The organism is Pseudomonas lalkuanensis, from assembly GCF_008807375.1.
In the GTDB taxonomy this organism is placed as follows: Bacteria; Pseudomonadota; Gammaproteobacteria; order Pseudomonadales; family Pseudomonadaceae; genus Metapseudomonas; species Metapseudomonas lalkuanensis.
On sequence record NZ_CP043311.1, the window covers coordinates 5,347,942 to 5,360,465 of the forward strand.

At 67.1% G+C, this 12,524-nt stretch carries 8 protein-coding genes; all 8 read right to left on the reverse strand.

The window, feature by feature from the left end; translation table 11 throughout:
- Complete coding sequence (gene selB / locus FXN65_RS24750; protein ID WP_151137375.1) at positions 1 to 1,914, reverse strand: selenocysteine-specific translation elongation factor; 1,914 nt, start codon at positions 1,912 to 1,914, stop codon at positions 1 to 3.
- A complete protein-coding gene (gene selA / locus FXN65_RS24755) occupies positions 1,911 to 3,317 on the reverse strand; it encodes an L-seryl-tRNA(Sec) selenium transferase (protein ID WP_151137377.1) in 1,407 nt (468 codons plus the stop codon). The genes selB and selA overlap by 4 nt, the downstream gene beginning before the upstream one ends.
- A 48-nt stretch (positions 3,318 to 3,365) precedes the next feature.
- A complete protein-coding gene (gene fdhE / locus FXN65_RS24760) occupies positions 3,366 to 4,295 on the reverse strand; it encodes a formate dehydrogenase accessory protein FdhE (RefSeq protein WP_151137380.1) in 930 nt (309 codons plus the stop codon).
- A 128-nt stretch (positions 4,296 to 4,423) separates the two neighbouring features.
- Positions 4,424 to 5,053, reverse strand: coding sequence for a formate dehydrogenase subunit gamma (locus tag FXN65_RS24765; RefSeq protein WP_151137382.1), 630 nt, complete (start codon positions 5,051 to 5,053; stop codon positions 4,424 to 4,426).
- Positions 5,054 to 5,126: 73 nt separating this feature from the next.
- The gene (gene fdxH / locus FXN65_RS24770) at positions 5,127 to 6,032 is read right to left on the reverse strand and encodes a formate dehydrogenase subunit beta (protein ID WP_151137384.1); all 906 of its coding nucleotides are present in this window, start codon (positions 6,030 to 6,032) and stop codon (positions 5,127 to 5,129) included.
- 11 nt (positions 6,033 to 6,043) lie between these two features.
- Entirely contained in the window at positions 6,044 to 9,118 is a 3,075-nt protein-coding gene (gene fdnG / locus FXN65_RS24775; protein WP_151137386.1) for a formate dehydrogenase-N subunit alpha, read from the reverse strand.
- A gap of 108 nt (positions 9,119 to 9,226) precedes the next feature.
- On the reverse strand, positions 9,227 to 12,016 hold the full coding sequence (locus FXN65_RS24780) for a PAS domain-containing sensor histidine kinase (RefSeq protein ID WP_226282783.1): 2,790 nt from the start codon (positions 12,014 to 12,016) through the stop codon (positions 9,227 to 9,229).
- 8 nt (positions 12,017 to 12,024) lie between these two features.
- Positions 12,025 to 12,480, reverse strand: a complete 456-nt coding sequence (locus tag FXN65_RS24785; protein WP_151137388.1) for a TadE/TadG family type IV pilus assembly protein — start codon at positions 12,478 to 12,480, stop codon at positions 12,025 to 12,027.
- Between the last annotated feature and the right edge of the window lie 44 nt (positions 12,481 to 12,524).

Genomic DNA, 12,524 nt, shown 5'->3' on the forward strand with positions numbered 1-12,524 from the left:
TCAGGGCTTTGGCACTTGGGCCAGGGCGGAGTCTTCCCTGATCTTGCGTTGGTCGCCGATGCGGCGAGTGAAGCCGATGCGGTCGAAGTATTCCAGTAGCTGGATGCTGCGTTTGCGGCCGATGCCGATGTGGTCGCGCCAGGCGGCGGCCTTGATGGTGCCTTGTTCGTCTTGAAGTTGCCGGGCGTGCATTGCCAGTTGCTGGATGGCCTGGTCCGGGTAGAACAGGTCCTTGACCACCTGGTGCAGCAGGCCGAGCCGGGCGAGTTTACGTTCCAGCTGGCGCATGGCGCCCTCTTCCACGGTCAGTTCCCGGGCGAGGTCGCGGACCCAGGGTGGATCGAAGTGGCCGGCTTCCATGAGTGGCCAGATGCGTTGGCGCAAGGCTTCGTCGGCGTCGCTCAGTTGTACGCGGTGATCGGGCAGGTGCAGCCAGGGGCCGCTGGATTGCACGTCGCCGCTGGCGAGGTGCTGTTCCAGCAAGGCGATGAAGACGGGGCGTTCCAGTTCGGATAGCGCGTAGCGGCGCAGGCGGTCGCGGTCCGGGCCGAGTTCGTCGGGGAGTTCGGCGTGGAAGCGCGCGAGCCCGGCGAGCAGTTGCTGCCCCAGGGAATTCCAGCGCTCTTTGGCGAACAGGCGCGGCCCCAGCCGTGTGGCGATTTCCAGGGCATCTGCGGGCAATGCCCAGCCGCTCCGCGGTCGATTGAACTGGCGCTCCAGCCGTTGCGGGTCGAGGCCATTGTCGGCAACGCCAAGCAGGGTTGGCAGGGCCGTTTCCAATCCATCGCCCCGCAATGCCTGCAACTGGGCGAGGCGTTCCGGCGTGCGGCGGTTACGCGCCGGGGCGAAGGGGTCGAGTACGCGGCCGCCACCGAGGGTGCGCTGGGCTGACTGGTCGCGCAGTACCAGGCGGTCGCCATGTACCGCGTGGACGGGCGCATTCAGCAGCAACTGGGCGAGGCCGCTGCGGCCGGGGGCCAGGCTGTTCGCTTCCAGCAGGGCCACGCGGCCGGTGACGTCCTGGGCGCCGAGGTGGGCATGCACCGGGGTCCAGTGGGCGAGGTCGTGGGCTTCGCCTGGGAGCAGGCGCAGTTCGATATCCACGCGGGTGGTGGGCGCCAGCAGTGGCTGGGCCAGCAGCCAGTCGCCGCGATGGATGTGTTCCAGGGCCAGGCGTTCGCCGGTGATGTTCAGGGCCACACGCTGGCCGGCTTCGGCCTCCTCGACCTGCAGGTTGCGCGCGTGCAGGCCGCGTACGCGCAGGGTTCGGCCAGAGGGGCTGAGGACCAGTTCATCGCCGACGCTCACCCGACCGGCGAATGCGGTGCCGGTGACCACCACACCCGCGCCGGAAACGCTGAAGGCTCGGTCGATGGGCAGGCGGAAATGGCCGTCACCGCCCCGCCCGGTGGGGCGTGCGGCCTCTGTCAGGATTGCCTGGCGCAGCGCGTCGATGCCCCGGCCGCTCAGGCTGTCTACCGGGAAGAGTTCGGCATCTGCCAGGGGCCCCGGCGCCAGCAATGCGGCGACTTCGGATTGCACCTCTGCGAGGCGCCTGTCGTCCACGCGGTCGATCTTGGTCAGGGCCACCAGGGCACGGCGGATACCCAGCAGTTCGGCTATGGCGAGGTGTTCGCGGGTTTGCGGCATCACGCCGTCGTCGGCGGCGACCACCAGCAGCAGCAGGTCGATGCCACAGGCCCCGGCCAGCATGTTGTGGACGAAGCGTTCATGGCCGGGAACGTCGATGAAAGCGGTGGGACGTCCATCGCCCAGGTCGGCGTGGAGATAGCCGAGGTCGATGGTGATGCCACGTTCGCGCTCGGCCGGGCGGCGGTCGCCTTCCAGCCCGGTAAGGGCCTTGAGGAGCGCCGTCTTGCCGTGGTCGATATGCCCTGCTGTGCCGATTATCACTCGATCACTCCCGAGAGCCGCGGCAGCTGGGCAAGGAAGGCCGGTTCGTCGTCAAGCTGGCGCAGATCGAGCCAGAGGGCGTCGTCATCGAGGCGGCCGATCACCGGGATGGGCAGGGTGCGCAGGTTCTCTTCCAGCTGACGCAGGGCGCGGCCGCGCAGGCGCCTGGGTTGTTGCGGACGCAGGCAGAGCGCGGCGCTGGGCAGGCGTGCCACCGGCTGGGCACCGCTGCCGATCATGCCGAGTGCCGCCTCCGCGCTCACCCGCCAGGTGGCACCGAGCTGCGCGGCCAGCACCGGAGCCAGGCGCTCGGCCAGGGCACGAATCTCCGCCTGTGGGCGACTGAGCAGGCGCAGGGTGGTGAGGCGTTCGGCGAGGCGCTCCGGGTCGCGGTAGAGACCGAGCACCGCTTCGAGGGCGGCGAGGGTCAGCTTGTCGACACGCAGGGCACGCTTGAGCGGGTTCTTCTTGATCCGCCCGATCAGTTCCTTGTTGCCGAGGATCAGCCCGGCCTGGGGGCCGCCCAGCAGCTTGTCGCCGCTGAAGGTGACGATATCGGCGCCGTCGCGCAGGGCCTCCTGCACCGTGGGTTCCTTGGGCAAGCCCCAGCGCGTGAGGTCCACCAGTGTGCCGCTGCCGAGGTCTTCCAGCAGCGGCACTCCATGGGCATGGGCGATGGCCGCCAGCTGCGCCGTGGGCACGCTGGCGGTGAAACCCTGCACGCTGTAGTTGCTGGTGTGCACCCGCATCAGCAGGCCGGTGCGTGAGTTGACGACGGCTTCGTAGTCCTTGGCGTGAGTGCGGTTGGTGGTGCCCACTTCAACCAGCTTCACCCCGGCGCGGGCCATGATGTCGGGGATGCGGAAGGCGCCGCCGATCTCGATCAGCTCGCCTCGGGAAATCACACCCTCCTTGCGCGCGCCGAGACTGTTCAGTGCCAGCAGCACGGCGGCGGCATTGTTGTTGACCACGGTGACCGCTTCGGCGCCGGTCAACTCGCGAATCAGGCCGGTGATGAGATCGTCGCGGTCGCCGCGCTTGCCGGTGGCGAGGTCGAACTCCAGGTTCAGCGGGTAACGCGCGGCCAGGGTGATGGCTTCGACGGCCTCGTCGGGCAGCAGAGCGCGGCCCAGGTTGGTGTGCAGCACGGTGCCGGTGAGGTTGAACACCCGCCGCACCCGGCTGGAATGGGCCACGGCGAGGCGTTCCCCGGCGCGGCCGGCCAGCACGGCATCGGTGAGTTCAACCGCCGCGAGCTGGCCATGACGTGCAGGCTCGCGCAGCTCGTCGAGCAGGTCGCGCAGGGTCTTGAGCAGGGCCTCGCGGCCATAACGCTGTTGCAGTGGAGCGCAGGCCGGGCTGCGCAGCAGGCGGTCGACAGAAGGCAGACGAGCGGCCGACATGGGCATTCCTTAGCACGGGGCGATCGGTTCCTTTTGAAGTCTAGGTGCTTATTCGCCACCGGGTGCCAGCAGAAGGTTCGGCGCGCGACGCAGGTAACCTTCTTCGCTCACGCGCACATCGAGATCGAGGCTGGCCAGGTCATCGGCCTGGGCTTCGGCCTGGGTGTCGAACTCCAGGTAGCAATGCTTGAGGTAGCCCTGGCAGTTGGGGCAGGACTCGGCGCGGATGGGCGCCTCTTCGCCCTTTACCCCCTCGCGGTCCAGGGAGAGATAGGCCAGGTGCTTGCTCTCCTGGCAGTGGCTGCACTTCAGGCGCACGTAATGCCATTCGCAGGAGCACAGGGAGCAAGCGAGGTAGCGCAGGCCGTTGTGCTTGCCACGGTGGCGGATCATGCCGATGACCGGCGGCGAACCGCACGCGGGGCAGAGGACCTTGGCGTCGTTCTCGACGATGGACCCTTCAGGCAAGGCCAGCAGCCAGTGACTGAAGGCCACCTGCAGGGCGGCGCCAACGAAGGGGGCGATAGCGGGCGGCAGCAGGTCGAACTGGCCGCTCAGCAGGCCGACGCCCCAGGTCTTGCGCTGGGCTGCATCGGCCGTTTTCAGCTGGTTCAGGGCGTCAGCCACGGCGGCATTGGCCGGAACATCGATGCGCGCCAGCAGCGCATCGAGGGCGGCGAGCCAACCATCGGCGCGTACCAGGGCTTCGAAGGCAATGGGCGGCATGCCGTGTTCGCGGCTGCGGGTCAGGGATTCGGGGGCCGGACCGGGCAGCGGTGGCGGGTTGTCCAGTACCTCTTGCTGGGCATCGCAGAGTGCTGCGACCAACTGCAGGTAGCCGGCCAGCGGATGGCCGTTGGCGAGTTGCCGCAGACGTGCGGCACGCACCGTGAAGAGGTCGCGGCCCGGCAGGTTGAGGAAGGGCGGGATGTTGGCGGCGGCTTCGATTTCGCCGGGTTGGAGAATTCGGCCTGACACGCAGAACTCCTTGTGTCCGAGATAGGTGTACGCCATAGGGCAGCGTAGCTGCCCGCTGTGAGGGCGTCAGGCAGTCCTGCGGACCGCTTGGCGAATGAATTCGCCCCTACAGGTAAAGGTCATCCGGTTCAGCGCTTGCCCTCCTCCTTGCTGACCTCCTTGTACCAGGCGCCGTGGTGCTTGCGGGCCCAGCCCTTGCTGACCCAGCCGTGGAGCATGGCGCTGACCGAGCCCTTGATCCAGATGCCGGCGTAGATGTGGACGATGATGCTGAGGATCAGCACCCAGGCGGCGAAGGCGTGCAGCAGCGCGGCGAAACGGATGAGGTCGATGCCAAACAGGTGGCTGAAGTACTGCCGCCAGATCACGACGCCGGTGGCCAGCAGCACCAGCATGCTGAGCAGCAGGACCCAGAAGAGCATTTTCTGCCCGGCGTTATAGCGGCCCACTTCCGGCAGCCGGTCCTCGCGGTTGTTCACCACGTCCTTCCACTGCTTCAGCCACTGGCTGTCGGACTTCTCCCAGCGGTTGTGGCGGGCGAAGCGCATGGCCAGCCAGATGAAGAAGAGGAACATGGCCACGCCGAGGAAGGGGTGCAGGATGCGTGTCCAGGGTCCGCCGCCGAAGAAGTTGCTCAGCCAGAACAGGGACGGGTGGAACAGCGCCAGGCCGGACAGCCCGGCGAGGAAGAAGAGAATGGCCACCGCCCAGTGATTGCTGCGCTCGGCGGGGGTGTAGCGTTCGATGTCTTTGTTCATGTCGGGCTCCATGCTCGGGGCAGGCTTCGCTCACCCCGGCCCTCTCCCGGTGGGAGAGGGCGTAAACGGCTCATCAACTCGGTGACTTGGGATCGACCTTCTGCACCGTCGCATCGCCGCGTGGGGCCTCGTCCTCTTCCACCTTGTTCGGGCCGACCCGCACGTAGTGGAAGAAACCGAACAGCGCCACCACGCCCATCGCCAGCAGGCCCAGGGGCTTGGTCACGCCTTTCCACAGGCTGACCATGGGGCTGATGGCCGGGTCGTCCGGCAGGCCGGCGTAGAGCGAGGGCTTGTCGGCGTGGTGCAGCACGTACATGACGTGGGTGCCGCCGACACCCGGCGGGTCATACAGGCCGGCGTTGTCGAAGCCACGGGACTTCAGGTCGACGATGCGCTCGGCGGCATGCTCCTTCATGTCTTCCTTGGTGCCGAAAACGATGGCACCTGTCGGGCAGGTCTTCACGCAGGCCGGTTCCAGCCCCACGGACACGCGGTCGGAACACAGGGTGCACTTGTAGGCCTTGTGGTCCTTCTGCGAGATGCGCGGGATGTTGAAGGGGCAGCCGGTGATGCAGTAGCCGCAGCCGATGCACTTGTCCTGATTGAAGTCGACGATGCCATTGGCGTACTTCACGATGGCACCGGGACTCGGGCAGGCCGCGAGGCAACCCGGATCGTCGCAGTGCATGCAGCCGTCCTTGCGGATCAGCCATTCCAGCTTGCCCGCCTCGGGCTCGTACTCGGTGAAGCGCATGAGCGTCCAGGTGTCGGCCGAGAGATCCGCCGGGTTGTCGTAGGTGCCGTGGTTGTGGCCGACCTCGTCACGCAGGTCGTTCCATTCCGAACACGCCACCTGGCAGGCCTTGCAGCCGATGCACTTGGAGACGTCGATGAGCTTCGCCACCTCGTCCATCTCGCGCACGGACGGCATGGGGGTGGTGGTGGCGGAGCGGGCGGTGATGTCTTGTGATGCCATGGCTCAGCTCCTCATGCCTTTTCCACCTTGACCAGGAACGACTTGAACTCCGGTGTCTGCGTATTGCCGTCGCCGACGAAGGGAGTAAGCGTATTGATCAGGTAGCCGTTGCGCGCCACGCCGGAGAAACCCCAGTGCAGCGGAATACCGACCTGGTGCACGGTCTTGCCGTCCACGGTCAGCGGTAACAGGCGCTTGGTCACCACCGCCACGGCCTTGATGAAACCGCGGTTGGAGGAGACCTTGACCCGTTCGCCGGCAGCGATGCCCAGTTCCTTGGCCAGGGTTTCGCCGATCTCGACGAACTGCTCGGGCTGGGTGATCGCGGCCAGCCGGCAGTGCTTGGTCCAGTAGTGGAAGTGCTCGGTGAGGCGGTAGGTCGTGGCCACATGGGGGAACTGTTCGGCCTTGCCGAACATCTGCAGGTCGCCCTTGAACACCCGCGCCGCCGGACTGCTGGTGACCTTGGGGTTCTCCGGATGCAGCAGGTTGCGCCCAACGGGGTTCTCGAAGGGTTCGTAGTGCTCGGGGAAGGGCCCTTCGCTCATCTTGTCCACGGCGAAGAAACGCGCGACGCCCTCGGGGTTCATGATGAAGGGGCTCATGCCCACTTCCGGCGCGACGTCGGCCTTGTAGTCGGGCACGTCGGTGCCGGTCCAGGCCTTGCCGTTCCACCACACCAGGCGTTTCTTCTGCGCATCCCAGGGTTTGCCCGAGGGATCGGCGGAGGCACGGTTATAGAGGATGCGCCGGTTGGCCGGCCAGGCCCAGGCCCAGCCAAGGGTCTGCCCCATGGCGTAAGGGTCGGCGTTGTCGCGGCGCGCCATCTGGTTGCCGGCGGCGGTCCAGCTGCCGGCGAAGATCCAGCAGCCACTGGCCGTACTGCCGTCATCCCGCAACACGCCGAAACCGGGTATCTGCTCGCCGGCCTTCACCAGCACGGCGCCCGTGGCCGGGTCGGTGAGGTCGGCCAGGGCCTTGCCGTTGAACTCGCGGGCCAGTTCGTCCGGGCCGGGTTCGTCGGGACGCAGGTAGCTCCAGTCCAGCCCCAGGATCGGGTCGGGGAACGCACCGCCGTCCTTCGCGTAGGCCGCGCGCAGGCGATGGTACAGCCCGCCCATGATGGCGATGTCGGTGCGCGCCTGGCCGGGCGGCTCGGCGCCTTTCCAGTGCCATTGCAGCACGCGCCCACTGTTGACCAGCGAGCCGTCCTCCTCGGCGAAGCAGGTGACGGGCAGGCGGAACACGGTGGTCTGGATGCTGGCGGTGTCGACGTCGTTGAACTCGCCGGCGTTGCGCCAGAACTCCGAAGTGTCGGTGGCCAGCGGGTCCATGATCACCAGGTACTTGAGCTTGGCCAGGCCGGCGCTGACCTTGGCCTTGTTGGGGAAGGCGGCAATGGGGTTGAAGCCCTGGCAGAAGTAGCCGTTCACCTTGCCTTCGTACATCAGGTCGAAGTAGCGCAACACGTCATAGGCCGGTACGTCGAGTTTCGGCAGCCAGTCGTAGCACCAGTTGTTCTCGGCGGTGGCCGACTTGCCGAACCAGGCCTTCATCAGGCTGACGTGGAACTTCCCGTAGTTCTGCCAGTAGGACATCTGCCCCGGCCGAATGGGCTTGCTGGCGCGCTTGTCGATGTAGGCCACGTAGTCCTGCTCGGCGTCAGCCGGCAGCGTAAGGTAGCCCGGCAGGGAGCTGGAGAGCAGGCCGAGGTCGGTCAGGCCCTGGATGTTGGAGTGGCCGCGCAGGGCATTCATGCCGCCACCGGGCATGCCGATATTGCCCAGCAGCAGTTGCGCCATGGCACCGGTACGGATCATCTGCGAGCCCACCGAGTGCTGGGTCCAGCCGAGGGCATACATGATGGTCATGGTCTTGCCGGGCGCGGAGGTGTCCGCGATCAGCCCCCAGACCTGCTCCAGCAGTTCCTTCGGCGTACCGCAGATGCTGCTGACCAGTTCCGGGGCGTAGCGGCTGTAGTGCTGCTTCATCAGCTGGAATACACAGCGCGGGTCCTGCAGGGTCATGTCGGCGCGAACGTAACCGTCCTCGCCCTTGGCGTAGCTCCAGGTGGACTTGTCGGGGTAGGCGCGCTTGGTCTCGTCGTAGCCGCTGAACAGTCCGTCCTGGAAGGTGAAGCCTTCGCTCACGATGAAGGGCGCGTCGGTGTAGTTGCGCACGTACTCGTGCTGGATCTTGTCGTGGCTGATCAGGTAGTTGATCAGGCCGCCAAGGAAGGCGATGTCGGTGCCGGCGCGGATCGGCGCGTAGTAGTCGGCCACCGAGGCCGAACGGGTGAAACGCGGATCGACCACGATCAGCCGGGCCTTGTTGTGCGCCTTGGCTTCAGTGACCCACTTGAAGCCGCAGGGGTGGGCTTCGGCGGCATTGCCGCCCATTATCAGCACCAGATCGGCATTCTTGATGTCGACCCAGTGGTTGGTCATGGCGCCACGGCCAAACGTCGGAGCAAGACCTGCTACCGTCGGGGCGTGTCAGACACGGGCCTGGTTATCGAATCCCAGCATGCCAAGGGAACGCACCACCTTGTGGGTGATGTAGCCGGCTTCGTTGCTTGATGCGGACGCCGCGAGGAAGCCCGTGGTCAGCCAGCGGTTCACCGTCTGGCCCTGGGCGTTCTTCTCGATGAAGTTGGCGTCGCGGTCGGCTTTCATCAGCTTGGCGATGCGGTCGAGGGCTTCATCCCACTCGATGCGTTTCCACTCATTGGAACCCGGCTCGCGCACCTCGGGGTATTTCAGGCGATTGGGGCTGTGGACGAAGTCGAGCAGGCCGGCGCCCTTCGGGCACAGGGTGCCGCGGTTCACCGGGTGATCGGCGTCGCCTTCGATGTGGATGATGTTCTGCGCGACGTTCTTCGCCGCGTCGCCCTGGCTGTACATGATCAGGCCGCAGCCGACCGAGCAGTACGGGCAGGTATTGCGCGTCTCGTTGGTGCGCGCCAGTTTGAAGTGGCGTACCTGGTCGGCGAAGGCTTCCGGGGGCGCCACCCCCAGAGCCGCCAGGCTGGATCCTCCAAGGCCCACGGCGCAGACCTTGAAGAACTGTCGACGGTTCATGTCCATCGTGTTCTCCCTCATCAGCAGGCGGTGCCCGGATTATCGCCGGGCATATCCACTGTAAGGGTAGTCAGGTTCAGGGGTAATGCCAGACGGGTGCCCTGACGCGGGCCGCTAGCCGTGCTGGCCGGCGAGCCCGGTCGGGACCGCTGCGGGCTCCTCGCCCGGCACTTGACTCGGCGAATCCGCGAACAGCGGCAGGGCGATGCGGAAGCAGGCGCCCTCGACGCCGTTCTCGGCACTGAGGCGCCCCCCCATCTGCTGCACGATGCCGTAGCTGACCGACAGGCCGAGGCCCGTGCCCTTGCCCACCGGTTTGGTGGTGAAGAAGGGTTCGAAGATTTTCTCCAGCAGGCGCGGATCGATACCGCCGCCATTGTCCTCCACCCGCAACTCCGCCCAGGCGCTGCGCTTCTCCAGGCCGACGAGAATGGACGGGGCGAAATCCGGCTCCTTCTCCTTCTTGCCAAGCATGGCGTCGCGGGCGTTGACCATCAGGTTGATCAGCACCTGCTCCAACTGGTCGGCGAATCCGCGCACGGCAAAGCGCTCCGCGCCCAGTGCGAGGCGCACGTCCACCCCCTTGCCACGCAAGCCTTCGGACAGCAGCGACAGGGCACCCTCCACTGCCTCGCGCGGATCGAACAGTTGCTGCTCCACGTCCGAGCGGCGGCCGAACACCCGCATGTGATCGACGATGCGTGCCGCCCGCTGCACCTGTGCCTCGATACGCAGCAGCTTGTCGCGCAGGTAGTCCACCTGCACCTCGTCGTTGGCCAGGCGCTTGAGCACGTTGGCCACGGCCATGCGCATCACGTTCAGCGGCTGGTTCATTTCGTGGGCGAGCCCGGTGGCCATCTCGCCCAGGGTGGCCATCTTGGCGCCCTGGTAGAGCTGCTGCTGGGCCTTGCGCACTTCGGTGTTGTCGCGCCCCACGGCCTGCACTTCCAGCAACCGGCCGTGCTCGTCGAACACGCCGCGGTCGGCCCAGATCCACCAGGCGTGTTCGCGGCCAGGCAGTTGCAGGCAGATTTCCGCGGTGCTCACCGGCTGCTCCGGGGTCAGGCCGATCAGGCGTTCCTGGAAGGTCTGGCGCTGCTCGTCGGAGAGCCAGGCGCCGAGGTTGGCGCCGGCCAGTTCCTCGGGCCGGCACTCCAGGTAGTCGGCCAGCGGCCGGTTGGCGAAACGCAGGACGAGATCGGGGGTGTAGCGGCAGATCATCGCCGGGGAGTCTTCCACCAGGATGCGGTAGCGCTCCTCGCTTTCCCGCACCCGCTCGGCGGCCAGGGTGGCTTCGGTCACGTCCAGCCAGATGCCCACCGCTTCCTGGGGCTGGCCCAGTTCATTGCGCAGCAGGCGTACCTCGTCCAGCAGCCAGTGGTAGCCGCCCTGGCGGTCTCGCAGGCGATAGCGGCAGCTGACCTGGCCGTCGCGCAACAGGCTGCGGCTGCGGGCGAAGAAGATGTCGTGATCCTCGGGATGGACGCGTTCGGCCAGGCCGCCCTGCTGCAGCTCCGCCAGGGTCCAGCCGAGCATGGGGCCGAGGCTTTCGCTGCAGAATTCCGGCAGCAGGGCGCCGTCTTCGTAGCGCAGTACGTAGATCACCGCCGGGGCGCTGGCGATCAGGTTGCGCAGGCGGGCGTGAGCGGCTGCCGCGCTGGCTTCCTGGGCCTTGATGTCACTGATGTCGAGCAGGAAGCCGAACACCCGTGGCGGGGTCGCGGTGCCTTGCACCTGGGTCTGGACCCGGTGCCAGATCGCCGCCTCCTGCGCGCCGGAGAGGTACAGGCGCAGGCATTGGGTGAAGCCCTGGCCGTTGAGCTCGGCGGAGCGCAAGCGGGCGCGGAACTCATCCCGGTCGGCGGGGTGCACCTGCTGCAGCCAGTTTTCCAGTGGCAGCCGCCCCTGCTCGTCGGCCTGCCAGGCATGGGCCAGGGCCGGCGCCAGAAGCACTGCTTTCGTCGCCGGCAAGTATTCCCACCAGCCGGCTCCCAGCATTCCCTGCAAGGCTTCCAGGCGGCCGCCTTCATGGCGCTGGCTCTGATCCCGCAGACGCGCCAACAGGGGGCCGGCGAGCTGGGCGCAAACCTGCTGCCACTCGGCATCGCCCAGGGCCGAATCGGTATCGGGTTCGAAGGGGGCGCAGAACAGCCAGGCGGTGATGCCGGAAATCTCCACATAGGGCACCAGGAAAGCCGGGCCATCCCCCAGCAGGGCGAACAGGCGAGGGTGTTGCGAGAGCTGCGACCAGCTCCAGCGCTGCGGTGCCCGGCCATGCAGGTCGGCCAGTTCCTGGCCGAGGCGCTGGCCCTCCTGCCAGTAACCGGGCGCACCGTGCCCACGGTACTGCGCGTAGACCTGCCAGCCCTGCCCGCCCGGCATGTAGAGCGCCAGGGCCATGCAGGGCACCCGCCAGCGCAGGGCGAGGGCTTCCAGCAATTCGGTGGTGACCTGGGGCAGCAGCGAGGCACTGGCCAGGCGGATCCGTTCCGCCGCCTGCCCGGCGTGGAGCAGTGCCTGGCGGCGCTGGTCGCCGGCTTCCTGGTGACGGATCAGGTCGCCGATATCCATCGCCTGGAACAGCCAGCCATCGCGGGTGGCAGTGAGCCAGCCACGGGTGTGCAAGGCGCGGCCGTCGTTGCCGATGAAGTCCAGGTCGAGGCAATCCCGCGCCCACTGCTCCGGCGTCCCTGACAGCAGCGCGGCGGAATTGGCAGTGACGAAGTCGGCCAGCGGCAACGCCTGGCCATTGGCCGAGCGCCCCAGGCGCACGCCCAGGGCGCCGGCAATTCCCAGCACGCGGCCCTGGGGGTCCAGCGCCAGCAGCAGGCTGGAGGTCGTCGTCCGCGCGGCCTGGAGCAGCGCCTGGCTGGACGACTCCAACGACTCCGTCGCACCAGCCATGCCGAACCTCACGGGTTCTGCACCTTCAGGCTGGCCTGGGCCGCGAGAACAGCGGGCAGCTGCGGCACCCGACCGATGCCCGGCAGCACCAGGAAGGGCACGACCGGATGAGTTTCATAGGGGTAGGCGACGCGCACGGTCAGCACACCACCCGTGAGGCTGACGGCCGGTGCCGGCAGGTGGGTGCGTACGCTGGAGGGCAACCAGGAGAGCTGCTGGTTGATCGCGGTATTGGCTTCTGCCGTGGCCAGGGCGAGGAAATTTTCGGCCTCGGGGTTCACCGCCACGGCGCGGCGCACCGCTTCGGCCGATGCCTGGTTGAAGGACTGCAGCATCAGCAAGGGCAGGCAGTAACTGACCACGCCGTAGAAGATGGCGAAGAAGATGATGAAGACCAGGGAGAACTCGATGGCAGCGGCACCCTTCTGCTGCCGGGCGAAGCGCGGTGATACCCCTTTTCTCATGGAGACCTTCCCGACTGGTGACCGCACTGCGGCAGGAATGCTCG

What these genes read in the sequence shown, in the direction of transcription:
- selA (WP_151137377.1), bottom strand. Translation starts at nt 3,317, where the DNA reads ATGTCGGCCGCTCGTCTGCCTTCTGTCGACCGCCTGCTGCGCAGCCCG.
- FXN65_RS24765 (WP_151137382.1), bottom strand. Translation starts at nt 5,053, where the DNA reads ATGAACAAAGACATCGAACGCTACACCCCCGCCGAGCGCAGCAATCAC.
- fdxH (WP_151137384.1), bottom strand. Translation starts at nt 6,032, where the DNA reads ATGGCATCACAAGACATCACCGCCCGCTCCGCCACCACCACCCCCATG.
- FXN65_RS24780 (WP_226282783.1), bottom strand. Translation starts at nt 12,016, where the DNA reads ATGGCTGGTGCGACGGAGTCGTTGGAGTCGTCCAGCCAGGCGCTGCTC.
- FXN65_RS24785 (WP_151137388.1), bottom strand. Translation starts at nt 12,480, where the DNA reads ATGAGAAAAGGGGTATCACCGCGCTTCGCCCGGCAGCAGAAGGGTGCC.